The 24,732-nt window shown below is 53.3% G+C and carries 22 protein-coding genes and 1 pseudogene; 18 read left to right on the top strand and 5 right to left on the bottom strand.

Translation table 11 applies throughout. The annotated features are described in order from the left end of the window. Nucleotides 1-11: 11 nt before the first annotated feature. The 15 genes and pseudogenes from R0140_RS15730 to R0140_RS15660 all read left to right on the top strand — a co-directional run bounded on the left by R0140_RS15730 (nt 12) and on the right by R0140_RS15660 (nt 18,261). A complete protein-coding gene (locus R0140_RS15730; protein WP_224238484.1) occupies nt 12-413 on the top strand; it encodes a DUF4431 domain-containing protein in 402 nt (133 codons plus the stop codon). A 17-nt stretch (nt 414-430) separates the two neighbouring features. Further along, nucleotides 431-2,353 (top strand): LysM peptidoglycan-binding domain-containing protein, encoded by a 1,923-nt coding sequence (locus tag R0140_RS15725; RefSeq protein WP_064160862.1) that lies wholly within the window; start codon nt 431-433, stop codon nt 2,351-2,353. Further along, nucleotides 2,350-2,871 (top strand): hypothetical protein, encoded by a 522-nt coding sequence (locus tag R0140_RS15720; protein ID WP_023157869.1) that lies wholly within the window; start codon nt 2,350-2,352, stop codon nt 2,869-2,871. Before R0140_RS15725 ends, R0140_RS15720 begins: the two co-directional genes overlap by 4 nt. 168 nt (nt 2,872-3,039) lie before the next feature. Then, nucleotides 3,040-4,152: pseudogene (locus R0140_RS15715) on the top strand (IS3 family transposase). Further along, on the top strand, nt 4,139-5,209 hold the full coding sequence (locus R0140_RS15710) for a TIGR02594 family protein (RefSeq protein ID WP_023157866.1): 1,071 nt from the start codon (nt 4,139-4,141) through the stop codon (nt 5,207-5,209). The pseudogene R0140_RS15715 and the gene R0140_RS15710 overlap by 14 nt, the downstream one beginning before the upstream one ends. A gap of 187 nt (nt 5,210-5,396) precedes the next feature. After that, a complete protein-coding gene (locus R0140_RS15705; protein ID WP_317703851.1) occupies nt 5,397-5,732 on the top strand; it encodes a maltose transporter permease in 336 nt (111 codons plus the stop codon). Nucleotides 5,733-6,478: 746 nt separating this feature from the next. Further along, nucleotides 6,479-7,687: a hypothetical protein gene (locus R0140_RS15700; RefSeq protein WP_049152832.1), complete on the top strand. Its 1,209-nt coding sequence runs from the start codon at nt 6,479-6,481 to the stop codon at nt 7,685-7,687. Continuing rightward, complete coding sequence (locus R0140_RS15695; RefSeq protein WP_077258941.1) at nt 7,684-11,139, top strand: ImcF-related family protein; 3,456 nt, start codon at nt 7,684-7,686, stop codon at nt 11,137-11,139. The genes R0140_RS15700 and R0140_RS15695 overlap by 4 nt, the downstream gene beginning before the upstream one ends. Next, on the top strand, nt 11,139-12,737 hold the full coding sequence (gene tssA / locus R0140_RS15690) for a type VI secretion system protein TssA (RefSeq protein ID WP_015874732.1): 1,599 nt from the start codon (nt 11,139-11,141) through the stop codon (nt 12,735-12,737). Before R0140_RS15695 ends, tssA begins: the two co-directional genes overlap by 1 nt. A 30-nt stretch (nt 12,738-12,767) precedes the next feature. Continuing rightward, nucleotides 12,768-13,823: a polymorphic toxin type 44 domain-containing protein gene (locus tag R0140_RS15685; protein ID WP_049152830.1), complete on the top strand. Its 1,056-nt coding sequence runs from the start codon at nt 12,768-12,770 to the stop codon at nt 13,821-13,823. Next, nucleotides 13,820-14,290 carry a hypothetical protein gene (locus tag R0140_RS15680; protein ID WP_032739739.1) on the top strand — a complete coding sequence of 157 codons (471 nt, stop codon included), beginning with the start codon at nt 13,820-13,822 and terminating at the stop codon, nt 14,288-14,290. The genes R0140_RS15685 and R0140_RS15680 overlap by 4 nt, the downstream gene beginning before the upstream one ends. Nucleotides 14,291-14,367: 77 nt before the next feature. Beyond that, nucleotides 14,368-16,122 carry a type VI secretion system baseplate subunit TssF gene (gene tssF, locus R0140_RS15675; RefSeq protein WP_032739741.1) on the top strand — a complete coding sequence of 585 codons (1,755 nt, stop codon included), beginning with the start codon at nt 14,368-14,370 and terminating at the stop codon, nt 16,120-16,122. After that, nucleotides 16,086-17,171, top strand: coding sequence for a type VI secretion system baseplate subunit TssG (gene tssG, locus R0140_RS15670; RefSeq protein ID WP_032739743.1), 1,086 nt, complete (start codon nt 16,086-16,088; stop codon nt 17,169-17,171). The genes tssF and tssG overlap by 37 nt, the downstream gene beginning before the upstream one ends. Next, the gene (gene tssJ, locus R0140_RS15665; RefSeq protein ID WP_032739994.1) at nt 17,149-17,691 is read left to right on the top strand and encodes a type VI secretion system lipoprotein TssJ; all 543 of its coding nucleotides are present in this window, start codon (nt 17,149-17,151) and stop codon (nt 17,689-17,691) included. The genes tssG and tssJ overlap by 23 nt, the downstream gene beginning before the upstream one ends. A gap of 186 nt (nt 17,692-17,877) precedes the next feature. Next, a complete protein-coding gene (locus tag R0140_RS15660; RefSeq protein ID WP_317703850.1) occupies nt 17,878-18,261 on the top strand; it encodes a hypothetical protein in 384 nt (127 codons plus the stop codon). Nucleotides 18,262-18,327: 66 nt separating this feature from the next. Here the strand turns inward: R0140_RS15660 and bdcA are convergent, their stop codons facing one another. After that, nucleotides 18,328-19,041, bottom strand: a complete 714-nt coding sequence (gene bdcA, locus R0140_RS15655; RefSeq protein ID WP_046882208.1) for an SDR family oxidoreductase — start codon at nt 19,039-19,041, stop codon at nt 18,328-18,330. Nucleotides 19,042-19,114: 73 nt separating this feature from the next. On the opposite strand from bdcA, the gene R0140_RS15650 reads away from it, so the two are divergent. Continuing rightward, nucleotides 19,115-19,708: a TetR/AcrR family transcriptional regulator gene (locus tag R0140_RS15650; RefSeq protein ID WP_008805172.1), complete on the top strand. Its 594-nt coding sequence runs from the start codon at nt 19,115-19,117 to the stop codon at nt 19,706-19,708. A 4-nt stretch (nt 19,709-19,712) separates the two neighbouring features. On the opposite strand, the gene R0140_RS15645 is transcribed toward R0140_RS15650, so the two are convergent. Continuing rightward, a complete protein-coding gene (locus tag R0140_RS15645; protein ID WP_022066352.1) occupies nt 19,713-20,468 on the bottom strand; it encodes an SDR family NAD(P)-dependent oxidoreductase in 756 nt (251 codons plus the stop codon). A gap of 158 nt (nt 20,469-20,626) precedes the next feature. Between R0140_RS15645 and R0140_RS15640 the strand changes: the two genes are divergently transcribed. Further along, a complete protein-coding gene (locus R0140_RS15640; protein ID WP_032739749.1) occupies nt 20,627-21,505 on the top strand; it encodes an AraC family transcriptional regulator in 879 nt (292 codons plus the stop codon). A gap of 50 nt (nt 21,506-21,555) precedes the next feature. On the opposite strand, the gene R0140_RS15635 is transcribed toward R0140_RS15640, so the two are convergent. Further along, nucleotides 21,556-21,762 (bottom strand): YdgH/BhsA/McbA family protein, encoded by a 207-nt coding sequence (locus R0140_RS15635; RefSeq protein ID WP_016160878.1) that lies wholly within the window; start codon nt 21,760-21,762, stop codon nt 21,556-21,558. 25 nt (nt 21,763-21,787) lie between these two features. Continuing rightward, nucleotides 21,788-22,717 carry an aromatic alcohol reductase gene (locus R0140_RS15630; RefSeq protein ID WP_032739750.1) on the bottom strand — a complete coding sequence of 310 codons (930 nt, stop codon included), beginning with the start codon at nt 22,715-22,717 and terminating at the stop codon, nt 21,788-21,790. A 138-nt stretch (nt 22,718-22,855) separates the two neighbouring features. On the opposite strand from R0140_RS15630, the gene R0140_RS15625 reads away from it, so the two are divergent. Next, a complete protein-coding gene (locus R0140_RS15625) occupies nt 22,856-23,761 on the top strand; it encodes a LysR family transcriptional regulator (RefSeq protein WP_317703849.1) in 906 nt (301 codons plus the stop codon). A gap of 19 nt (nt 23,762-23,780) precedes the next feature. Here R0140_RS15625 and R0140_RS15620 read toward each other — a convergent pair whose 3' ends face one another. Beyond that, nucleotides 23,781-24,704: a LysR family transcriptional regulator gene (locus tag R0140_RS15620; RefSeq protein WP_023297491.1), complete on the bottom strand. Its 924-nt coding sequence runs from the start codon at nt 24,702-24,704 to the stop codon at nt 23,781-23,783. Nucleotides 24,705-24,732: the final 28 nt, after the last annotated feature.

Genomic DNA, 24,732 nt, shown 5'->3' with positions numbered 1-24,732 from the left:
TAGTGTTAAGTATGCTTATGAAACTTATGTTGAGTCTGGTTATCTTATTTTATAGCTTCGGTGTATATGCTGCATGCCTGAAAGAGGGGGATAAGATTGTACTCACAGGAGTAATGAAAGAAGAAATATTTTACGGCCCCCCAAATTGGGGGGAAGATAGGGCGCATGACGAAAAATTACTCTACTGGATCCTGCATATAAATAGTCCTCTAAAGTGCGTGGTTGCTGCTAATACTGAGCAAAAAGGTTGGAACAGCAATATTCAGCTCATTGTTAGTGGTGATGATTATAAAACTAAACGCAATCTACTTAATCACCATGTCACTGTAGATGGAAAAATTATGCTTGCTGTCACAGGCTATCATATGACTTCCGTCTTATTAAACGACACCAGCTTTCAGCCAACAGAATAAAATAAAAAGGATGATGTATGAGATTTATAAAAGCGACATACCATCTTGAAACCAAGACGGTTGAGTACGAAGCTGGTGATGGGACTCGTTTGCTAAAAACTGCAGGGACATTAAACTGGAGATTTAACAACCCCGGAAATATTATGGCATTGCCTGATGCAAGTAAGCAAAAAGGGCGAATAGGTGCCGGCACTGTATATAATCCGAAAGAAAATACATTTGCGATTTTTTCCAGTATTGAAGCTGGGGAGCGTGAGAAATGTGCATTATTGAGGCGAAAATACCGAAATGACACCATATCTGAGATGATGTCGCAGTATGCTCCTGAAACCGCAGGTAATGATCCCGTAGCTTATGCTAACTTTATAAGTTCAGAGAGTGGCGTTGCAAAAGATAAAAAAATATCTGACTTGAATGATAAAGAATTCAGCAAAGTTGTGGATGCGATCAGTAAAAAAGAAGGTGGCCTGAAGGCTGGTACTGAAAAATGGGTATATGTGACAAACTTGACGGTTTCAGACGGCTCTCGCCCAATTGCTAATGTGCCATTTAAGGTAACACTAGGAAGTACTAGCTACGAGTGGAAAACAGACGTTTACGGCAAGCTAAAGACAATTATTCATACCAAACAAGGAATGGTTATTGTCGTCAAATATACTAATTCTGCTGGAAAAGAGGATGTTGTTTATTCAGCTGTTGCTGGGGATGAAACGAAGAATATACTGCTCACGCGAAACTTTTCTCAATTCTCTGCAAAAACACTTGCCGAGACTCCCAAAGTGCCACGTGAGAAGAGCGCTCTGAAACCGATAGATTATATAGTCATGCCAGGAGATTCTCTATCAAAAATAGCCGAACGTTATAAGACAAGCACTGATGAAATTGCCAAAAACAATAATATAAAAGATGTGAGTAAGATCTTCCCTGGTCAACACTTGACGATTTATGGTGCCAAAACTAATAGCCCCTTAATCTATATCGTTGTACCTGGTGACACGCTGGCGAAGATCGCAGCACAATATGGCGTAACTGTTGATGAACTCGCTCGTTGGAACAATATCGTAGATCTAAACAAAATCTATCCAGGTCAGTCGATATTGATTTCAAATGATGCAAACTGCTCAAAAGGTAGCAGCCCTGTCTTAGTCTCTGACAAACAGGCACCCAAACCTCAGCCCCCAGTTAGTAGAACTTCACCCAATGTGCAATCGGTCAATTTAGATAAAAAAACACTGGAATCAGTAGGCTCTAAAAAATCGGATAAACCGATAGCCTTGCTTCCCCATGATCAGAGAGAGGCACCATGGATGGCGATTGCAATCCGCGAGGTTACGGAATGGCATGGAACAGGAGAGAAGAAAATCACTGATAATTATCATAATCTTACGGGTTCTAAAGGGTCATTGGGTAGTACGGCATGGTGTGCTTCGTTTGCAAATTATTGCTTGAAAGAAACAGGGTATGACTACTCCAGGAGTTTTACAAAGTCTTCTCAATTTCCAGTTTATGATAAAACTAAGTTTATCGAGATAAAAAATCCTGTATATGGTGCATTGATGGTCTTTCGTACTTATGTCGAATCAAGTGATGAATTTACAGGCAATGGACATGTAACATTTGTGTATGGAAAAACGAGTAACGGTGATATTGCTGGCTTAGGCGGAAATCAAGGAGGTAAAGCATATGGTGGAGGTACTATTAAGTTATCGATGTATAGTACCACGAAACCAACATCTAGATTCAGCATGACTGTTAGAAAAAAAAAGGAAATTCCTGTGTATCAAAAATTTTATAAATATTATATACCTGTCGCGTATAAAGAATATTATTCAAAAAATTCAGCGGAATTACCTATAGTTGATGTTGACGATGTAAACAATAATTTATTCGGGTTTGATAGCAAAACTAAATCTGTGAAAGATGAAGGTGGCGGTCGATGAAAAATTTTATAGGTATAAGTATGCTACTGTTGTTGTCATTGAGAGTGATGGCAGGTGATCCCGGAGGAATATCCTTACTTGTAAAGGCATTGCCTTCTGCAAGTGATTATAAATATGTCCTTGATGGCTTTTTTAGAAATTATTACGGTGTGGACAATCCTCACACTCCTTCGTGCGATCAAAATGATTATACTCCTTATATTGATAACGTATATTTGAATACGCTCCCAAAAGGTATTGATGACAATATATTAATAAAATCCATAACAGACTTATCATCCAGAACTCAGATTGCCAAAATATTATCATCTTACTCTGATGATCAAGTTTCTGGATTTGATGGAGTTCTTTTTTATGCAGTGAAAGATAATAAATTATTTATTTATACGTTCGATTCAAAAGCCCCTGGGCATATCTTTACGAATGAGTTGAATGTTGATGGAATTATTAGCTATAAGCTTTTAGGAAGGTCCATTTGCCAATCTATAAGATCAAAGATACTCCCTTCCAGTCCTTAATGATATTGGGGTCAGTTGTTTTGTTTAGATACATTTCATTAATCATAAGTATGTTGTGTTTTTCAAGCGCCATTGCTGGGGAAATGTCATGTAAGCATCCCGGTAAAGCGGACCATTCACATTTAGAGATCTTCCTGCATACTGATTATGTTCCTGGAGGAGATCGCCATGCGCAAAGCCCGATTCACCGAACACCAGATCATCGCCGTTCTGAAGTCCGTCGAAGCCGGACGCACCGTCAAAGATGTGTGCCGCGAAGCCGGGGATTTCTGAGGCCTCGTACTACAACTGGAAAGCGAAGTTCGGCGGTATGGAAGCCTCTGATATCAAAAAGATGAAGGACCTCGAAGATGAAAACCGCCGGTTGAAACAGATGTTTGCGGACCTGAGCCTCGAGTGCCGCGCATTGAAAGACGTTATTGAAAAAAAGCTTTAAAACCAGCGATAAAGCGTGAGCTGGTCAGCTATCTGACCGCGCAGTTTGCCATGAGCTTACGTCAGGCATGCAGTATATTGTCGTTGAGCAGGACGGTATTTCGTTATCAGCCTGATACGCAACGTGATGAGCCAGTCATTATGGCGCTGACCGTGGCGGCTGAACGCTATCCGCGATACGGATTTGAAAAGCTTTTTCAGGTGCTGCGCAGGCAGGGCAAAAGCTGGAACCATAAGCGCGTTCACCGGATTTACTGCCTGCTGAAACTGAATTTTCGCCGTAAGGGAAAACAGCGCCTGCCAGTGCGCAATCCGGTTCCGCTGGTGACGCCAGAGGCGATGAACCAGAGCAGGTCCATCGATTTTATGCACGATGCGCTGGTGTGCGACAGACGCTTCCGGACCTTCAACGTGGTGGATGATTTTAACCGCGAAGCACTGGCGCTCGAAATTGACCTGAATATCCCGGCGCAGCGGGTCGTGAGAGTGCTGGACAGGATCGTGGCAAACCGCGGATATCCGCTAAAGATGCGGATGGATAACGGTCCGGAACTGGTCTCGCTGACGCTGGCACAATGGGCAGAAGAGCATGGTGTGATGCTGGATTTTATCAGGCCCGGCAAGCCAACGCAGAATGCCTTTATCGAACGGTTCAACCGGACATACAGAACAGAAATACTGGATTTTTATCTGTTCAGAACACTGAATGAAGCACGGGAAATTACAGAGCGCTGGCTGGCTGAATATAACGGCGAGCGCCCCCACGAATCCCTGAATAACCTGACGCCGGAAGAATACCGGCTGATGGCTGAAACCCCGGAAATCTCAAAAAGTGCGTGGAACTAAAACGGGTGCGCTTACACCAGGAGATTCTCTATCAAAAATTGCCAAACGTTATAAGACAAGCACTGATGAAATTGCCAAAAACAATAATATAAAAGATGTGAGTAAGATCTTCCCTGGTCAACACTTGACGATTTATGGTGCCAAAACTAATAGCCCCTTAATCTATATCGTTGTACCTGGTGACACGCTGGCGAAGATCGCAGAAAAAAATGGTGCGAATGTTGACGATATTGCGCGTCAGAATAATATATCAGACCCTAATAAAATATATCCGGGGCAATCAATTTCTATAAGAAAAAATGGTAACAATACTGCGGTCGAGTCCGATAACTCAGCAATTAATCCTCCAACCTCAAAAACAGTGAGTAAAAAACAACTGCAAAACAAAGAAGTAAATTCCAATAAAAAAACGCTGGAATCAGTCGGAGGAAAAAATTCCGGTAATCCGATTGCGTTACTTCCTCATGATCAGCGAGAGGCTCCGTGGATGGCGGTTGCATTCGAGGAGGGAGATACTCGATGGAAATGGGGGCGTGTAAAGGAAGGCGATGGCGGAATAAACTACCATAAGAAGACAGGCATTAATATGTCATCCATGGTTGGTGACTCTAATCCGTGGTGTGCTTCTTTTGTAAATTATTGCCTTAAAGAATCTGGGTATTCAACATCTGGTAGCGCCAGTTCTCAATCTTTCTCGAAAAATAAAAGTTTTATAAAAGTGTCTCAACCTATATACGGCGCAATAGTCGTTTTGCGGAAAAAAGGATCTTGGAAAGGGCACGTTGCTTTTATATACTGTCTTTTTGAGGATGGAGAAATAGGTGTGCTTGGCGGAAATCAGGGAGATAGTGTAACAATAAACCCGTTATATCAAGTTTATATCAATGGACGGTTACATTATGAGTTGATAGGGTTCTATGTACCTAATTCATATTATTCTTATGCACAAAAAATAATAAATTCGGGCTCGAGAGAAGCAGCGATTTCTAATATTGCAGAGTTGCGTGAAAGCCTTGGAGCCAATCTACTCTCGAAAGAGGATGGAAGAACAAGGTGATAAAAAAAATTTAATACTGGAGGTGATGTGAAGTATTATTATGTTTTAGCATTGTTACTTGGTTACAGCTCATGTGTACTGGCAGAAGAGTGTATGGATAACTCAAATATAGATTCTCTAAGAGAGGTTTTCAAAAAAAATAATAAGAAGTTGTTGATTGAAATGTCTTCAAAAGAAATGAGGCGTTATGTTGAAAGTGATTTACTTATCAAAAATAAATACAGTACACATTGTCAATGTATCTGAGGTTTACTATGGCTGGGGAGTGGACAAAAAATCAAAGTATCCTGTTAACACATCGGCAGTTTTCCCAAATGAAAAAGTGTGTGTATGGAATGTATCTTTTGCACTACCAGAGTCTATTAGAAAAAAATGTGATGATGATGGTGCTTATGGGTATTTTATTGAATTTAAGAAAGTTAATGGGAAAACAGTTCTATATAACTTTACCTCTTTGTTTGATTCTCTTCCCGACGGAACTTTAGCTTGCAAAGTTGCCAATAAATTTATGCTGCAAAAATAGCTTGTGAGTATTGATGTAAGCATCTCGCCCTAAATTAAGGGTGTTGTTGATTAATCATTATTCAGCGCTCTTGCTGCTTTTTAGGTTGTGTTGCATATTATTTTGTAGCCAATAAACTCTATTTTTACTAAAAATCCAATCTTTTCTACAAAGTGGGAAGGTAATTCTGGTAAGCATTTACTGGTGATGAAAAAGGAAATCAACCAGAATAATACTGCAGAGTATTTATCTGTAAAACAGGTGACAAAGGGTAAGGATGATTGCATTTCAAATGATTATATTATTGACTGTGAAATGGATATTAATCTGAATGGGGGGTAAAAGAATCAGTTGAAATAAACAGTAGCTTTACCAATGACGAAGGCACTGTTTTATTTGCTTATAAATTGGATGTATTGGTGGGATAGACCCAGTTACTGTCAACTATTTCGCGTATAAAATGGATTGAAATATGCCCTACGAGGGGAAGAGAATATCATAGTTGAAAACGGTAGGTGTGGTGGAGAAAACCCTCCGATTCCTGATTATAATTAAAAAAGACAAGTCTCTGTTAAATTACATGCTGAAAAAAATGGAAGGCCACTTCAACGACAAAAGTAAACTAGCACGTTGATTTCTGTTTTTTACCAAAAAGGATGGTCGTATGTTTAAGTGTGAGTTTGCTAATGAAAGAAATATAATGTGGTGAGTTTTTGTTTCGCCTGCATATCAAGCTAATTTAGCCATCCTGTAATATGAGGAAATTAATGCCATATACACTTAAACATTTGCCAGAACGCTACCCCAGACCTAAGCCTCTGAAATTTTCTCGTTGGCTTGTTGCTCTGGTTGTCATGCTTTCAGTCAGTATTATCATAATGCGTATATTTGGGCGTTATGTTGAAAATCTGTACTTCTGGAGATTAGCTTTAGGTTTTCCTGTTGCTTTGTGGAGTGTCTTGCTTTCTTCTCGTCTGCTTGTTTGGTCTTTACAGGATAGCAAAGCAAACGCTTTTGACAAACAGCGAGAACAGTGGATTCTTCGAGAAACCCGTAAGGCACGGCGTGCATTACAAGTGCTGAGTGCAACATTTATTACCGGCCACTCATCAGTTGCTCAGAAAGATACCGCTATTGCTATGCAAAACAACGACAGCATTATTGTTTCACAGGACGGCCGGGATGGTAATGAAAGCGCCAGAATGAGCCAAATTTCTTCCAGCCCGCAGGATTCTATGGAATTCGTGATAATGAATATTTTTTCGCAGATGATTGCAGACATTCCTTTTACACAAATCCCTGATAAATGCCCACTAGTAGTAGTTTTTGATGTAACAACATCGCTGCCTTTGGAGAACATTCGCCATTACTGGGATGAGGCATGGCAAAAGAACAATATCACTTTTCCTGTTGAACACGTTGAAGGGCGTGGTCTTAGTGTAATTGACCGCTGGTTAAATGAACGTATTAAAGATAAAGCAATGTTATTGATCGTTGGCCTCCAGATTGATCCGGTTGTTACAAACAATACTGCTGAAGCGGCTGTTGCTCTACTTCTTGGCAACCGCCTAACGCAAGAGGCGCTTGACCCCCTCGCATTACTACACCGGCCAGATGCTGCTCCCTCAGGTGAACTTAGCGAAGGGATGAGGATGGCCGCCTGGAACGTCCCGCTAAAAGAAAGTATGGTGAAAAATTTATGGCTCGCTGGAATGACAGGTGAGCAACGTGCAGAAGCGATTGGATGTCAGAATGCACATCCTGCGCAGTGCGTAAAAGATGAGGCTGTCATTTCACTCGATATATCCATGGGGAATGCTGGAGCCGCTGCACCCTGGCTGGCTATTGCTGCCGCCACTGAAATCGCCCGACAAACACAATCCCCGCAGATGATTATCTGCGGGGATACCACTCAGAAAGTGCTATGGAGCACGCTTATTACCCCGATAGCTTCAAGACAGGAGATGGATCTGTGAAGTTACTTTTAGCACCGAAAACTACGGAAGGTCGCTATCTTTCAGTCGTATTCATTCTCTTTTTACTCTTGGCTGCAATGACATTTATCGTCTGGAAACATCCTGACATGGCCGGACTTGAGGGCGATAGTCAGCAGCAGAATTACTGGCTTATTGGTGGGTGCTGCATTACCGGATGTATCTTTATCATGTTAGTTATGCTCCTGTGGACAGCTCGCAGTGCCGGTAAAAAGGAGTTTGAGGCGCTCCTGGATGTCACTCGTGGTGATGACAATAAGAGAAAAGATGAGAGTGAAAACATCTCTGTTTCTCCAGCAGTGGTGATGTGTGCCAGGATTCGTGACCATCTGCGAACCCGAATTGGAATTCACTGGCGGCGCAAAGTCCGCCTGCTTTTAGTCACCGGCGACGAGGCGGCAATCGAACAACTGGTGCCTGGTCTGCGCCAGCAGCGCTGGCTGGAGGGCCAGCGTACCGTTCTGATTTACGGCGGCAGTCTGCTCTCCGAACCCGACAGTCAGCAATACGCCGCGCTGCGCAAGCTGCGCCGTGGCCGTCCTCTGGACGGGATTGTGCGGGTGATGCCGTCGTCTCTCACCCTGACGCCGCTGATAAGCGAGAGCGACCTGCACGGGCTGGAAAAAATCAGCGAACTGCTGGGCTATGCCGCCCCGGTCTGGTTATGGAAACTGTGCGACAGTGAGTGGCCGCAGGCTGACCGCGCGGTGCAGGCGGTAGGGGTTAGCTTCCCGTTGCGCGCCACTGAGGACGATGTCGCCCGTCAGCTTGCGCAAATGCTGCCCACGCTGCGGGAGCAGGGGATGCACCAGATCGCGGAGGAGACCCGCCACGACTTCCTGCTGCGTCTGGGGCAGCAGCTTATCGACGGGGAGATCGCACAATGGCGCCGGCAGCTGGCGCCGTGGCTGACCGCCTCGCGGCAGCGGCTTGCGCTGCGAGGCCTGATGTTTAGCCTGCCAGAACCTCGCGCCGTGGATCCGTATCAGGAAGCTGATACCTCGCCTGCGAGCCAGCCTCATCTCCTGACGCTGCCCGCGACCTGGCAGGGGATCGTCGATGACTGCCGCCGTTTACGCGGGCATCACGTGGGAATGGCGTGGGAGCGGGGCCTGGCGTGCGGTCTGCTGGCGATCCTCGGCCTGTGGGCGGCGGGACTGCTGCTCTCCTTTGCCCTCAATTACAGTCAGATTGCTTCGGTAGCGGGAAAAGCCCGCGACCTGGTGGCCCACCCCTCCGTTTCTGACTATCAACTGACGGCCCTCCATGCCCTGCGCAATGAGGCCGGCCGTCTCGTGCACGATGGGCAGAAGGGGGCGCCCTGGTATCGGCGCTTTGGTCTGGACCATCATCAGCAACTATTAAACGCCGTCCTACCCTGGTACGGTGTGGCAAATCATCGCCTGATACGTGACCCGGCCAATGCCGCGTTGCAGCAGGCGCTCAACGCGCTGGTCAACTCCGCCCCCAATAGCGACCAACGAGCCAAGCTGGCGAAACCGGGCTATGACCAGCTGAAAGCCTGGCTGATGATGGCTCGTCCGGATAAAGCCGATGGCGCATTTTTTGCGCAGACCATGAAAACGGTCCAGCCGACGCGAATGGGGATCTCGACCGGTCTGTGGCAAAGTCTGGCGCCGGATTTGTGGGCCTTTTATCTCTCCCTGCTGCCCGAGCGGCCAGAGTGGAAGATCATCCCGGATGCGCAACGGGTGAGTCAGAGCCGTCAGGTTCTGTTGCAGCAGCTAGGTCGCCGCAATGCCGAAAGCACCTTATATGAGAACATGCTCAAATCCGTGCGTCGTAATTTTGCCGATGTATCGCTGGAAGACATGACCAGTGGCACCGATGCGCGCCGCCTGTTTACCACCGATGAAGTGGTCCCGGGGATGTTTACCCGCCAGGCATGGGAAGGCGGCATTCAGCAGGCCATTGATAAGGCAGCCAGCTCGCGCCGGGAGGAAATCGACTGGGTGCTGAGCGATTCGCGCAAAACGATGTCGACAGACCTGTCGCCGGAGGCGCTGAAAGCGCGTCTGACCCGACGCTACTTCACCGATTTCGCCGGCAGCTGGCTGAATTTTCTCAACAGTCTGCGACTTAATCCGGCGACCAATATCGCCGATGTTACCGACCAGCTCACGCTGATTAGCGATGTCCGCCAGTCGCCGCTGATTGCCCTGATGAATACCCTTGCCTGGCAGGGGCAGGCGGGGCAACAAAGGGAGGGGCTGTCGGACAGCCTTATTAAATCGGCCAAAGATCTGGTGGGCGGGAAAGACAAGCCGGTCATCGACCAGTCGGCAGCCGGCCCGCAGGGGCCTCTGGATGACACGTTCGGCCCACTGCTCCAGCTGATGGGGAAAAACACGGGCAGCAACGTCATGTCGGCCGATAGCACCCTGAGCCTGCAAACCTATCTGACCCGTATCACCCGCGTGCGCCTGCGCCTGCAGCAGGTTGCGAATGCTTCCGATCCGCAGGTGATGATGCAGACCCTGGCGCAGACCGTCTTCCAGGGGAAAAGCGTCGACCTGACCGACACGCAACAGTACGGTAGCCTGATTTCGGCAAGCCTTGGCGAAGAGTGGAGTGGCTTCGGTAATACTCTGTTTGTGCAGCCGCTGACTCAGGCCTGGGAAACCGTGCTTCTGCCGTCGGCGGCCAGTCTGAATGATAAATGGCGCCGCTCGGTGGTCGCCAACTGGCACACCGCCTTTGACGGACGCTTTCCGTTTGCCGCCAGCAAAAGCGACGCCTCCCTGCCGATGCTGGCTGAGTTTGTGCGCAAAGACAGCGGGCGAATCGAACGTTTTCTCACGACGGAGCTGAACGGTGTCCTGCATAAAGAAGGTAGTCAGTGGGTGCCGGATAAGGTCAACAGTCACGGCCTGGTCTTTAATCCGGCCTTTCTGCGCGCGATCGACCAGCTAAGCCAGCTGTCCGACATTCTTTTCACCGACGGCAGCCAGGGGATCAGCTTTGAGTTACAGGCCAGGCCTGCCCCGGAGGTTGTCGAGACACAGCTGACGATAGACGGCCAAAAGCTGCGCTATTTCAATCAGATGGCCGACTGGCAGACTTTCCGCTGGCCGGGGGAGACGTATAAACCCGGCACTCTGCTGACCTGGACCACCGTCAATGCGGGCACGCGTCTGTTCGGTGACTACAGCGGTACCTGGGGCTTTATTCGCTGGCTGGAGCAGGGTAAACGCCATCCGCTGGATCGCAGCCAGTGGATGATGAGCTTCTCCGCTCCGGATGGCCGCACCCTGCAGTGGGTATTGCGCTCCCAGCTTGGGAGTGGCCCGCTGGCGCTTCTGGCGCTGCGCGGATTGACCCTGCCGGATCAGATTTTCACTGTCGATGCGGCTGAGAGCGCACAGGCCCTGACGACGGGGGTAGGGAATAGTGACATGGATGAGATGGAATAATGAGCATTTTACAAAATTTGGTTGCCGCCAGTCAGTTGGATGAAAGCGTACTGCGCCAGCAGGCCCGGTCACGTCAGGCGCAGTGGCAGTCCTGGCTTTCGCCAATCAGTGATAGCCAGCCCACCGGGAGCGATCCGGGCTATGACGATGATTTTCAGCGTATCCGCGAGGAGGTCAATAAGATCTCCGGTGTCGATACCGTACTGATTTGCCAGTTGGCTGGACAGTTACTGGCAACAACAAAAGATATCCGGATTGTTACCTATTACTGCTGGGCCCGTTTGCACCAGGACGGGGAAGCTGGCTTGGCCGATGGGCTGGAGCTGCTGGCAGGCTTGCTGCAACGATATGGTATGCAGCTTTATCCGCAGCGCGACCGTAGCCGCAAAGCAGCCATCGAGTGGCTGGCGGGTACTCGTATCTTAGACAGTCTTTCACTTTTTCCAGAAGTTGTGCGGGAGGACGCAAGGCGTACCGTCGGCGCGCTGCTTCTCATTGATGATTGTCTGACGACAGAACCAGAAACATCACGGCCAGATCTGCAAGCACTCTGGGGTGCACTGGAGTCTCGTTTGATAAAGGGCGGGGGAGTCGATGCGGTGGTGCCGCAGAACGTCGGAAACCGGGGGCTGGCTCAAACCGCTTCACGCATGGCTGAATACGAAGCGCCGGTTCTCAGTAACATCACCTCCGGTCAGGATCTGCTGGCCCAGGCGCGAACCCTGACAGCATATCTGCGTGTTCAACCCGATGGCTGGCTTGCCGCACATCGGCTAATGAAAAGCCTTCGTCATGACACCTTGACAATCATCCCTGCGCCTGATGCTGAAGGAAAAACACGTATCGAGCCTCCCAGAGCAGATCAGCGTGCCATGCTCAAGCGGCTGTACCTGCAACAGAGCTGGTCGGAGATACTGGAACAGGCGGACAGTACCTTCTCACGTGGCGCTAACCACCTCTGGCTTGACCTGCAATGGTATATCCATCAGGCGCTGGTGAGGTCGGGTCAGGATGTGCTGGCCGATATTATAATTGCCGATCTGAAAGGATTGCTGCGCCGTCTCACCGGGCTTGAAACATTAGCTTTTAACGACGGCACACCCTTTGCCGATGAGGTCACGCTGAACTGGATAAATCAGAGTGTACTCGACGATATGTCCGTCTGGCAGGATGAGCCAGTATCGGCTGCCAGCGGCGCTGATAACGACATTCTGGCCCTTGAACCTGAAGCGCTCGAGAAGGCTGACACTGACGGTCTCGATGCTGCACTCCACTGGATTCAGACGCGCCCGGGCACTGAATCCACTAAAGAAAAATGGCTGTTGCGCCTGCTGATGGCCCGCGTGGCCGAACAAAAGGGGAAGAATGACCTCGCGCTCTATCTTCTGCGAGAACTCGACGATGCGGCGGGATCAATCACCCTCACGCAGTGGATCCCAGCCCTGTTGTTCGAGATTAAATCGCGACGGCTCAGGCTACTGCGCATGAAAGCCACGCGCAGCGAGAGTGAAAAGTTACGGTTGCAACCGGAGATGGATCAATTGCTGGCAGGTCTGATTGCGCTCGATCCAGCCAGTAGCGCGGTGCTTTGCGGCTAACAGAACGGAAACTGACACTAAGGAGAACATATGGCAGCAAAAGGTTTTTATCTGGTACAGGGAGACAGAACGACCTGCGGCGGAAGAATCACTACAGGCGCAGAAGATCACACTCTGTTTGATAAACCTGTTGCCCGGGAGCAGGACAGCGTCACTTGCGGAAAGCACGCAGGGCTATACAAGATTGCCGGTGGCATCGACAACGATACCATTCATGGCCGGCGAATGGCCGGAACCCTCGACAGCGGTAGTACTTGCCCCTGTAAGGCGAAGTTTATTCCATCAATGATGAATGATACTTATGAGAAAGGAGGTGAATGCATAACTACTTTATTTTCACTCAATGGGCTTATGGCATCTTTACAGGAACCCTATAAGAATCTTCATCCAGAAAATAAGACTGAACGACAGTGTACTCACACAGATGGGGCGATTAAAGTTGCAGAATATATACTAAGTGAAATAAAGGCGAATGTCAGAAGCGATACGGCAGAAACAATACGATATTTAATCGACGAAGATTTTATAATAAAAAGACTTACTGAATGGAATAAACTTCCCTTTTATGCAAGGCTGGGGCCGCCCCCTAAAGCAGATTTACTTGCTGCAATGACTATTTGGTATCAGACCGTGAAAACAGGTTCAATCTGGGATCATAAACCGAAGATCCGCGATCTTTTTTCATCCGTTGCAGTAGCACGACCACTTCCCAGGAAAGGAAAATCATCAAAGTCTTATTATCATAAGTTTAAACAGCATGATTATTTTTATGATGTTTGGTCAAACATACATTATGGTTATGTTGGACGTAGTGTCGGTTTTTCTGAAGCAATTCTCTTGAAAGGGTCCACTTGGGAACAAAACATGACGCCAGGTGCCATGGGGGATGATACCATGGATGACATTACTAGCATGAAAATAGGGTTTAATCTATTTTATGAACATGGGGAATTTGCTGAGACGTTGACGGCAGATAATATTCTTTGCGTTTTAGAAACAACACCTGGCGCGCAACTTCCTCACTCAAGAGAAAATCATTGGTGCTGGAATACAGATAATCCAGAAAAAAGTGACGAATCATTTTGAAAAAAACAAAAACGTTAACGGGTATTGCATTATTTATAGCGGTGTTAGTCCTTGTCGCTCATTTTATTCCGATAAGGCCAGTCGTTGTTATTATAAATAACACTAACGAAACTATATTCGTATATGCAGGTGAGAGTATATATAATGTCGAACCTGAGCCTGACGAAGTCGCGCGTATAGTACGATCAAAGCCTGAAATTATAGCACCTGGAAAAAGAGTTAAGATTAAAGCTTCGTTTACATCTCTGATTAGGAAAGATGCAGCGCTCGACATTGGTTGGAGGGTTGGTGGTCAATACGAATATAACGCTGCAGGTAGCGGTGGTCAAAATTTTATTCTTTCTTCAAAAGAGGGCGTGTGCTACGCATCGATTTATATAAAAGATGATTTTTTTAAGAGCGCGATTAAAAATGGTTCAAGCAATAAATGTTTTAAAAAAATAAAGGCATTTAATTATAAGTATTAATTCAGGTGTTATAAAGGTTATTTTTTTTAGTTGCCAGTTTCAAAATCTGATGATTGAAAGGAAATCAATATTAATTTATGGACGATTTAACCCTGCGTTATTACGACGCTGAAATGCGCTACCTGCTGGAAGCGGGTGAAGAGTTTGCCCGTGCTCATCCTGAGCAGGCGGCAATGCTCAATCTCGACAAAGCGGGCGCCCGCGACCCCTTTGTCGAGCGCCTGTTTGAAGGTTTTGCCTTCCTGATGGGGCGCATGCGCGAGAAACTCGATGACGATCTGCCTGAGCTGACCGAAAGCGTGGTCAGTCTGCTGTGGCCACATTATTTACGTACCATTCCCTCGATGTCGGTCGTGGAGTTCACCCCCGACTGGCAGGAAATGAAAGAGCCGATGACGATGGCTAAAGGCTTTGAAGTGCTTTCCCGGCCGATCGGTGAAAAGGGCACGCGCTGCCGGTACACCACCACCAAAGCGATCGCTCTGCAGCCGTTATCTCTTGAGCACGCCCGGCTGGCCACCGATACGGATGGCCGGTCGGTGATCACGCTGCGCTTTACCTGCAGCCAGCTGACGGACTGGAGCCGGGTCGATCTCAGTCATATCCCGCTCTACTGCAACGCCGATGCGCCGCTGGCCTGCGCCATGCACGAGGCCTTTACCCTCAATGTGGCCCGGATGTGGCTGCGCATGTCCGATGAGGTGGACAGAAGGCCGCTGGACGGGTATTTCAGCGCGCTGGGATTTGGCGAGGAGGACAGCCTCTGGCCTGAAGATGGCCGCAGTTTTCGCGGTTACCAGCTGCTGCTGGAGTATTTTACCTTCCGCGAAAAGTTCATGTTCATCGATCTGCGCGGGCTGGAGACGGTGGCTTTTCCGGCCGGACTGGCGTGGTTTGAAATCGACGTCGTGCTGGCGGAACGCTGGGAACATGACTTCCGCTTCAGCGAAAAGCAGTTGCGCCTGCACTGCGTGCCAGTGATCAACCTGTTTCCGCTGGAGTCCGATCCGCTGACCATCAATTCCCTGCAGACCGAATACCCGCTGCGCCCGATGCGCGTGCAGGACGGCCACACCGAAATTTACACCGTCGATTCCGTGATCTCCTCGCACCAGCAGGTTTACGCGCCGTTCTCAAGTTTTCGCCACAAAGGCGGCATGATGCGTCATGACGCGGCGGACTATTACTATCATACCCGGGTGCGCCGTGGCCCCTCCGGGCTGTACAACACCTGGCTTATCGTCGGCGGAGAAGCCTTCGACAATCATACCGTACCGGAAGACGAAAGCCTGTCGCTGACCCTCACCGGAACCAACGGCCAGCTGCCGCGTCGCGCGCTGCAGAGCACCGTGCTCGATACGGTGATGAAAACCACTTCCGCCAGCGTCGCGGTGCGTAACCTCTGCGCACCAACGCTGCCGTGCTATCCCCCGGCCCAGGACCGCTTTCACTGGCGGGTGCTGAGCCATCTGGGCAGCAGTTTTCTTTCCCTGATGGACAACGCTGAAGTCCTGCGCGGCACCCTGGCGCTGTATGAATGGACCGACAGCGAGATGAATCGTCGGCGTCTGGAAGCCATCCTCGACGTGAATCACCGCGCAACAGAGCGCTTTGCGCAGGGCCATCTGGTGCGCGGCGTGCAGATTGAAGTCACCCTCGACAGTCACGGCTTTGCCGGACGAGGCGACATATGCCTGTTTGGCGAGATGCTTAGCCGCTTCTTCGCGCTCTACACCGACATCTATTTGTTCAACCGCCTGATTATCATTCTGCAACCAACCGGAGAACGACTGGAATGGGAAGAGAAGCACAGCCGACGCATTCCCGGCTGAACCCGCGGCTGGAGGCCGACCTGCCGCGGATCAATTTTTACCGCTTCTGCCAGCTTCTGGAAAAACGGCGTCCCGGCCAACAGCTGATGGGGGCGACCAGCCATCCGGCTGACGATCCGGTGCGTTTTTACCCGCATCCGGGGATGGGATTCCCGGCCAGCGAACTCAGAGCCGTGGAATACGATGAGGCTGATGACTGCGGGCCGCCGGTCATTCGCACCACCTTTATGGGGTTGTACGGTGTCGATTCGCCGCTCCCGACGGCATATCTCGATGATATCGCCCAGCGCAGGGAAGGGCATGAAGCGCTGCAGGGCTTACTGGATATCTTCAGCCACCGGATCATGACGCAGTTTTACCGCATCTGGCGGAAATACTCCTGGCCCGCCACCTTTGAGCCTGGCGGCACCGATCGTCTCTCGCAGTCGCTGCTGGGCCTGGCGGGGTTGGGCATCCCCGGCACGACGCAGCATATCGCTTCGCCGGCGTCGCGCTTTCTGGCGCTAACTGGCGTGCTGCGGCAGCCTGGCAAAACCCAGCAGGGGATCCAGGCGCTGGTCACCCTGCTGGCCCCGGAGACCACCGTCAGGGTGAGCCCGTACAGCCTGCGTCCGGTGGCGATCAGTCAGCCGCTGGGGTTTTACGGCGATGACGACTTCTTACTGGACGGCAATATGCCGCTGGGTGACGAAGCGATGGATGCCAGCAGCCAGCTCCTCGTCGCCCTTACCACCGACAATCCCGCGGAGGCGCAGGGCTGGAAGCCTGACGGCCCGCTGTTTCGGGACTTTCTCATCCTGCTGCGGGTATACCTCGGCTGGCGATTCCGGGCCAACATCATCCTGACCGCGCCGACCCGACTGCTGGCTGTCCCGCCGCTGGGGGACGAGCCGTTCTGGCTCGGTATGAACGGCGTGCTGGGTGTGGGGGAGGGCGAGTGTCAGGACGATATTCCTCAGACCTTTACCACCGAGCTGGGTACCTATACGGGCCTGCAGCCTGCCACCTTTCTACAAGGAAACCGACGTGTTACGTACAAGTTTGACTAAAACCGCCTGCCTGCTGCCCCTGCTTGCGCTTTGTCTGAGCGGGTGCGGGCTCACCCAGCGTGTCTCGGAGGGGACCAAAAATGCCTTCAACGCCGTTTTTTATAAGCAAATTAATACGCTGCATCTGGACTTTACCGCGCGTGAAGCGCTCAACACCGATGCCAGAGAGAATCACTCGCTCTCTGAACCGGTGGTGGTGCGCATCTATCAGCTTAAAGATCGCCAGACCTTTGACCGGCTGGTTTACCAGCAGCTGCTGGAGGAGGGGGATATTCTGCTCGCCGCCGATCTCCTCGCCAGTCGCGATGTGGTGATCAGTCCCGGAGGGGATGCCAGTCTGAATATGCCGCTGGAAGCGGAGGCGACGTTCGTGGCGGTTGTCGGCCTGTTCCGCCATCCGGACACAGACAGGAATACCTGGAAGCAGGTGCTGGGGCGTGAGGAATTGGATCCGGACAAGCCGCGCATTTTCACCGCCGAACGCAACCAGCTACGGCTCAGGTCTGAAGCGGCGAAGTAATGTCGAAAACAAACATTTGCGGCGGGGCCATCGCGCCAGTTCGCCCTCAATCTTCGTAACCAGCGAACGGGCGATAACCATCTTCACCACAGTACAGGGAGATAACGTGACAGCGAGGGAACGTTTTTTTAAGAAACTGCAGCAACAGCAAAATCCGCCGCGGATATCGCCAGGTTTCGCCAGCAAATGGCGGCGCTGGCTCAGCAGGTAAGTCAGTGGTTTGATGGAACCGGTATCGAGGTGGTGATTTCGACCCGCCACCTCCACGACCTGAGCACTCTTGGCTACAGCCTCAACAGCGGCATCTGCCGCTACGATATCCCGGCCATTCGTCTGCAAAACGGCGAGCGCAGCGTCAATATCGTGCCGCAGCAGCTGTTGGATGGCGTGGAAAAGGGGATCGTGACGCTGAGTCTCGAGACACCCGGCGGTACGGGCTACCGGGAGGTGTTTTATCTTAGCCTGGCCCCGGAGGATGGCTGGATGATCCGCAAGGCGCACCAGTCCCCGCAAGCGCGGCTTATGCTTACCGAAGAACGCTTTTTTATGGCGGTCGACAGCCTGGCCTGACAATCCCTGACAGGCGATGACGTTCCCGCGGCGGCGGTGCAAAGCGCGCATCGCCGCCCGGGGATATCAGGCGCCAAACGCGCCGTCGATGGTGTGCATGGCGCCCGTGACAAATGACGCCTCCGGACCGGCCAGCCACGCCACCATTCCCGCCACCTCTTCCGGGCGGCCATGGCGCTTAATGGCCATAAAGCTGTGCATCAGCTCTTTCATCGGACCGTTCTCCGGGTTGGCGTCGGTATCAACAGGGCCGGGCTGGACGACGTTGACCGTGATGCCGCGCGAGCCAAAATCACGCGCCAGGCCACGCGCCAGCCCCTGCAGGGCCGATTTGCTGACCGCATAGGCCGCCATTCCCGGCACCGGCATGCGATCGCCATTGACCGAACCGATGACAATAATGCGCCCGCCTTCCGGCATGCGGCGCGCCGCTTCCACGGAGGCATGGTAGGGGGCATGAATATTGATGCGGAACAGGCGATCGATGGCATCGCTGTCCTGCTCGAGGGCATCGCCGAAAATGGCGATCCCGGCATTGACCACTAACACGTCCAGCGGGCCGCTGTCGCGGACCAGGCTTATTACCGCATCACGATCGGCGCTATCCGCCTGCACCGCCGTGCTGCCGGTCTCCGCCGCCAGCCGCTCGGCCGCTTCCGGCGAACCGGAATAGCTAAACACCACCGATGCGCCATCGGCGACAAAACGCCTGACAATCGCCGCGCCAATTCCCCGACTCCCGCCTAAAACCAGCACTGATTTGTTGTGAAATGCTGTCATATCCCGTACCTCATGATATTGTAGTGACGATTACAATATGCTGCGGCAAAACAGGCTGTCAAGGATTAATATAGTGACCACTACAAAATCAGGGCGTACTCCGGGACGTCCTCGCCAGTTTGATGCGGAACAGGCCATTGAAACGGCGCAACGCCTCTTTCACGCGCGAGGCTATGACGCGGTGAGCGTGGCCGATCTGACCCAGGCTTTCGGTATCAATCCCCCGAGTTTTTATGCCGCTTTCGGCAGCAAGCTCGGGCTGTATACCCGCGTCCTGCAGCGCTACAGCCAGACCGGGGCCATTCCCATCGACGCCCTGCTGCGAGACGACCAGCCGGTGGCGGCGTCGCTCATCGCCGTGCTGCAGGAGGCGGCTCGCCGCTATGTGGCCGATCCGGCCGCCGCCGGCTGTCTGGTGCTGGAGGGGGTACATTGCCAGGATGCCGACGCCCGAGGGGCGGCTGGCGAATGGCATGCTGCGGCGAGGGCCAAAATCCAGCAGTATATCGCCCGCCATCGCCCGCAGGACGCGCTGCGGGTGACTGACTATATGGATACGCTGATGCTTGGCCTGTCGGCGAAAGCGCGGGAGGGGGATAGCCTGCCGCGTCTTCTGGAGACCGTGCGGCTGGCAGGCCTGGCGCTGGAGCACATCCTGCCAGCCTGAGTCGTCAGATGGTTTGTCCGCCCGACACCTCGATCCGCTGGGCGGTCACCCAGCGGTTATCGTCGCGCAGCAGGCTGGCGATCATTGGCCCAATATCCTCAGGAACGCCCACCCGTCCCAGCGCCGTCATGGCGGCAAACTGCGCGTTAACCCCCGCGTCGTCCCGCACCAGCCCGCCGCCAAAATCGGTGGCGATAGCCCCGGGGGCGATGGTATTGACGGTGATGCCGCGCCCGCCCAGCTCGCGGGCCATGTACACGCTCAGCATCTCCACGGCCGCTTTGGCCGCAGCGTAGGCGGAGAAGCCAGGATAGGAGACGCGGGTCAGCCCGGAGGAGAAGTTAACGATCCGTCCGCCGTCTGCCAGCAGCGGCAGCAGGGTTTGTACGAGGAAAAATACCCCTTTAACGTGGACGTTAAACAGCCCGTCGAACTGCGCTTCGCGCGTTTCGGCCAGCGGGGCGAATTCGCCGTGCCCTGCGTTATTGATCAGGTGGTCGAAAGTGGCCCGCCCCCAGACGCTGGCCAGCGCGCTGCCGAGGCTGTCGGCGAAAGCCGGGAAGCTGGCGGTTTGCGCCATATCCAGCGGCAGGGCGATGGCCTTGCGCCCCAGGGCGCGGATGTCGGCGACCACCTCTTCCGCCTGTTCGAGATTGCCGCGGCAGGTGACGATGACATCCCCACCCTGGCGGGCGATATCCAGTGCAGTCTGACGGCCAAGGCCGCGGTTGGCGCCGGTAATAAGTGCAATCTTAGTCATGTTCGGTCCTCTCTGGTATGTTGAGGCTCTACAATAGGGGCCGCGCGTCAGGCCGGGTTGCCCAATCCTTGTTATTTTTTGCCCATTTCTCTCCGTTCACCCCCTTTTCCCGGGAAATAGCGCATACTCAGGCTTTAAAACTTGCCTGAAAGGAACTTATGTGCGACGCCCTGTTCGATCTCTGCCGCCGGTTTGCTGATGCTCATGTCGATAGCAGCGGGGTGGCGGTTACCCCGGTTCCCGGCATCACCCTGGTGCGGGCCCTGCATCCTGGCGATCTACAGGCGGCTATCGCCAGGCCGCTGGTGGCCATGCTGCTCCAGGGGCGTAAGAGCGTGACCACCGGCCTGGCGAGCTTTGACTATGGCCCGGGGGAGGCGATGGTGATTGCCGCGGATGTCCCCACCACCAGCCAGATCACCGAGGCCAGTCAGCGTTTTCCCTATTACGCGCTGGTGCTGGAGCTGGACCTGGCTATCCTGCGCGAGCTGCAGGAGGCCGGGCCGTCAGGGCCGGATGAGGCGCCCCGCGTCGGTATCGAACCGATGAATGCCGATGTGACGGATGCCGCTTACCGGCTGGCAAGACTGTTTGATCAACCGGGGGCGCTGGCGGTGCTGGGGGAAGGTCTACGGCGGGAGCTGCATTACTGGCTGTTGCAGAGTGTCCACGGGCCGGCCATTCGGGCGCTGGGCGCCGTAGACAGCCATTCAGCGCGGATCCGCCGGGCGGTGGCGATGCTGCGCCGGGATTTTATGCAGCCAGTCAGCGTCGACGCGCTGGCCGACGCCGCTGGGATGAGCGTCTCTGTCTTTCACCGTCATTTCCGCGCCATGACCACGCTGTCGCCGCTGCAGTTTCAGAAGCAGTTACGCCTGATCCACGCCCGCCGCCTGATGTTGGCGGAAGGGATGAGTATTGCGCAGGCTGCCGGGGAGGTGGGCTATATCAGCGTGTCGCAGTTCACCCGGGAATACGCTCGCCTGTATGGCGCGCCGCCGGGCCGCGATCGTCGACGGGAAAAAATGAGCGCCTGACCTGGCGCGCGGGCTGGCGGCAGCTCATCCCTGAGCCTGGCGCCGGTGGTTTAGTCCACGAGGGTCGCTGTGATATGCACTTTATTGCCCATTCGCGCTTCAGTAATGCGATAGGCGGTCGCGCCCTCGCGGGCGGCCTGCTGGCGGATTTTGCTCTCCGCATGGTCCAGGGTATCGCCGGTGGCGGTGATGGTTCTGGCATTTGCCGCCAGGGGCAGCAGACAACTCAATACGATCAGTGGAATTAACTTGTTCATCGTCATTCTGTCCTGTGAGAGAAAATCAGCGCGCAGTCTGCAGCCAGCCGGCAATGTCCTGGGTCGGCAGCTGGTGGCGGGCATTCCAGGTGTCGCCCATCGGCCACCACACGCCATCCCCCCGGGCGAAGGCGGCGCGATAGCGCAGCATGGCGTCATCCGGGTCTGTCCGCAGCTGCTCCAGCAGGGCGGGCAGGGTGTGGACGGCTTTGCTGAACGTCTGCTGCGTTACGCGCTCCACGGTATCCGCCAGCTGCCGGTAAGTGGTCGTTTCGCCGGCAACAAACACCACCTCGTTGACGATCCGCGGCTGATGCAGATAAATCGCCGTGGTCAGGCGGCCAATATCCGCCGGTGAGGTGACGGTCACCTGGGTATCCCAGCTGCCAAGGGCGTGAAGGGTTCGGTTGGATAAATTCACTACATCGAAGTCTGGTTCGAAGAGAAAGCTGGTAAACATCCCGGTGGAGACAATGACCCACTCCGTGGCCCGCTGCGCGCGCAGCAGGATCCGGACATCGTACTGCTCGTCCCAGACCGGCTGACCGCTGCCTTTGCCGACCACATCGTAATTGACGCCAAACTGCCAGGGAAAATAGCGGGGTACCCCGGCCGCCAGCACCGCGCGGGTAATTTTCAGCTGTGTCCCCGGACCGGCGACAAATCCCATGCAGTTAATCACGGTGGTGAATCCGCGAAACTGATCGGCCAGCGTCTCCATGGCGCTACCGGCGATGTCGACGGCGAGGAAGGTGGCTCCGGCGTCGGCCAGCGCCTGATGGTTTGCCGACCGCAGCTGGCCGGCTTCATCCCTGGCCGCCGGCGAGACGATAACCGAGACCGTGCCCTGACGCTGGATAACCGCAGGCACCAGCGCATCGAGAACGGCGGCGCCCAGTTGTCCCGCTCCCAGCACCAATACCTTTTCCTCATGATTAAGATTATCAGTTTTCATTTTGACTCCTTGCTCAGTTAAGCCTTGTACTGACTGGCTACAGGCTCAGTGTAGGGGGGCGGGCATCATTCGATAAGAACAGGATTTCGGGTTAGACTGTTCGTGATAATGGGATAATAATTGCCGGGGGAGAACGAAATGGACAGACTGGATGCCATGCAGTTGTATGTTGCGGTTGTGGATGCCCACAGCTTCGCCCGTGCGGCGGAGGTGCTCGGGCAGCCGCGCTCCACGGTGTCGCGGGTAGTGAAGGAGCTGGAAGCCTGGTTTGGGGCGCAGCTTCTTCAGCGCACCACCCGCAAGCTCAGCGTGACGGCGGAGGGTCGCCGGTACTACGAGGCGTGTAAAAGGCTGCTGGCCGAGATAGCGGCGATGGAAGCCTCCTTTCCCGGGCGCTCGGCTCAGCCCGCCGGGCGATTCAAAGTGGGGATGCCGCAATCCCTTGCCCGCCACTGCATTCTGCCGAGGATCGGCGAGTTTTTGCAGCAGTATCCCGACCTGGAGCTGATCCTCTGCTCAAGCGACAACGTGGAAGATATTATTCAGGAGGGATTCGACTGCGTGATCCGTACCGGGCGGATCGAAGATTCCACCACCCTGGTGGCGCGTCCTCTGGCTCGCTACCGCTGGATGGTCCTCGCCTCGCCGGCCTGGCTCGCGGCCCACGGCCGGCCGCAGAGCATCGACGATCTGCACCACCACCGGGCGGTGGGCTACCTGAACCACCGTACCGGGCGGACCATCGACTGGCTTTTCTCCCTCGATGACGGCGACTGCGCGATCCGCATGCGGGAGACGCTGGTGGTCGACGATACCGATGCCTACATTCAGGCCGGCATTCAGGGGCTGGGCCTGATCCGCGTCGCCAGCTATCTGGCGGAACCTTATCTGCAGAGCGGGGCGCTGGTCGCCTGTCTGGAGCAGGCCGCTTCTGATCTTCCCTTGTCGCTGGTCTATCCGCAAAACCGCTATCTGCCGCCGGCGGTGCGCGCATTTTATGACTGGAGCAGGCGCATTCTGCAACCCCCGCTCAGCGAGGCCTGATGCCGGGGCATCGGCCCGGTTATTGGCCGCGCATGGCCTGTTTTAACTTCGTCACCAGCCAGTTCAGCGCCGGATCCTGCACCCGCCGTTTGTGCCGCAAAATGCACAGCGTAAATTCCGGGTACGTAACCGGCGGGGCGTCTGCACGCAACGCGTGCTGCGCCTGCCAGCGCTGCGCCAGCCCCTGCGGGACGGTGGCGAACAGCGGCAGGGTGGTCAGCAGCAGGGGAAAGGTGGAGAAATTCTGCGTGGCAAAGCGCACGCGCCGCGCGAGTCCCTGGCTGGCGAGCTGGCGGTCTATTTCCCCGTGGCCGGTTTCACGATAGGCCACCATCACATGTTCCCAGGCGACAAAGTCGCTCACCGACAGCGGCCCGCGACAGGGGATCTGCTGCGGCGACCACAGAGTGGTGACTCCCATGGTCATCACTGGCTCGCTGACCACCTCCCCGCGGCTCTGTTTGTTGACAGACACCGCGACATCAATGCGCTCCTCCTCCAGCAGCTGGCGAACCTGGAAGGGGTCGGCGGCTATCGACTGCAGTGAGACCCCGGGCGCCTCCTGCATCATCCCGGGTAACAGCTGGGGCATCAGCCAGTGTTCGCTCCAGTCGCTGAGGCCGATGCGAAAAAGCTGCTGTGCGCGCGCCGGGACGAACTCCCCGGCGCCAAACATCGCCGAATGCAGGTTTTCCATCAGCGGCTGCAGGTCGGTCATCAGCGCTTGCGCCCGCGGCGTCGGCAGCATGCCTCTGGCGCTGCGCACGAACAGCGGGTCGTCAAACATCTCGCGCAGCCGCTTCAGCGCCCCGCTGATAGCCGGCTGGCCAAGGTGCAACACCTCTGCGGTGCGGGTGACGCTCGCTTCGCGGTATAGCACCATCAAGACCGTCAACAGATTCAGATCGATACGACTAAAATCATTTTCAATGATTTTCTTCATTATGATAATCAATTTGAATGTGGGTTAT

Origin of the sequence: Klebsiella sp. w6, from assembly GCF_033100215.1 — a bacterium.
Taxonomy (GTDB): domain Bacteria; phylum Pseudomonadota; class Gammaproteobacteria; order Enterobacterales; family Enterobacteriaceae; genus Klebsiella; species Klebsiella variicola.
This window is presented reverse-complemented; position numbering and strand designations above follow the sequence as displayed.

What these genes read in the sequence shown, in the direction of transcription:
- R0140_RS15630 (WP_032739750.1), bottom strand. Translation starts at nt 22,717, where the DNA reads ATGAAAACTGATAATCTTAATCATGAGGAAAAGGTATTGGTGCTGGGA.
- tssG (WP_032739743.1), top strand. Translation starts at nt 16,086, where the DNA reads ATGGGAAGAGAAGCACAGCCGACGCATTCCCGGCTGAACCCGCGGCTG.
- R0140_RS15720 (WP_023157869.1), top strand. Translation starts at nt 2,350, where the DNA reads ATGAAAAATTTTATAGGTATAAGTATGCTACTGTTGTTGTCATTGAGA.
- tssA (WP_015874732.1), top strand. Translation starts at nt 11,139, where the DNA reads ATGAGCATTTTACAAAATTTGGTTGCCGCCAGTCAGTTGGATGAAAGC.
- R0140_RS15700 (WP_049152832.1), top strand. Translation starts at nt 6,479, where the DNA reads ATGCCATATACACTTAAACATTTGCCAGAACGCTACCCCAGACCTAAG.
- R0140_RS15730 (WP_224238484.1), top strand. Translation starts at nt 12, where the DNA reads ATGCTTATGAAACTTATGTTGAGTCTGGTTATCTTATTTTATAGCTTC.
- R0140_RS15660 (WP_317703850.1), top strand. Translation starts at nt 17,878, where the DNA reads ATGGCGGCGCTGGCTCAGCAGGTAAGTCAGTGGTTTGATGGAACCGGT.
- R0140_RS15640 (WP_032739749.1), top strand. Translation starts at nt 20,627, where the DNA reads ATGTGCGACGCCCTGTTCGATCTCTGCCGCCGGTTTGCTGATGCTCAT.
- bdcA (WP_046882208.1), bottom strand. Translation starts at nt 19,041, where the DNA reads ATGACAGCATTTCACAACAAATCAGTGCTGGTTTTAGGCGGGAGTCGG.
- R0140_RS15725 (WP_064160862.1), top strand. Translation starts at nt 431, where the DNA reads ATGAGATTTATAAAAGCGACATACCATCTTGAAACCAAGACGGTTGAG.
- R0140_RS15620 (WP_023297491.1), bottom strand. Translation starts at nt 24,704, where the DNA reads ATGAAGAAAATCATTGAAAATGATTTTAGTCGTATCGATCTGAATCTG.
- R0140_RS15705 (WP_317703851.1), top strand. Translation starts at nt 5,397, where the DNA reads ATGTTGAAAGTGATTTACTTATCAAAAATAAATACAGTACACATTGTC.
- R0140_RS15685 (WP_049152830.1), top strand. Translation starts at nt 12,768, where the DNA reads ATGGCAGCAAAAGGTTTTTATCTGGTACAGGGAGACAGAACGACCTGC.
- R0140_RS15625 (WP_317703849.1), top strand. Translation starts at nt 22,856, where the DNA reads ATGGACAGACTGGATGCCATGCAGTTGTATGTTGCGGTTGTGGATGCC.
- tssF (WP_032739741.1), top strand. Translation starts at nt 14,368, where the DNA reads ATGGACGATTTAACCCTGCGTTATTACGACGCTGAAATGCGCTACCTG.
- R0140_RS15635 (WP_016160878.1), bottom strand. Translation starts at nt 21,762, where the DNA reads ATGAACAAGTTAATTCCACTGATCGTATTGAGTTGTCTGCTGCCCCTG.
- R0140_RS15645 (WP_022066352.1), bottom strand. Translation starts at nt 20,468, where the DNA reads ATGACTAAGATTGCACTTATTACCGGCGCCAACCGCGGCCTTGGCCGT.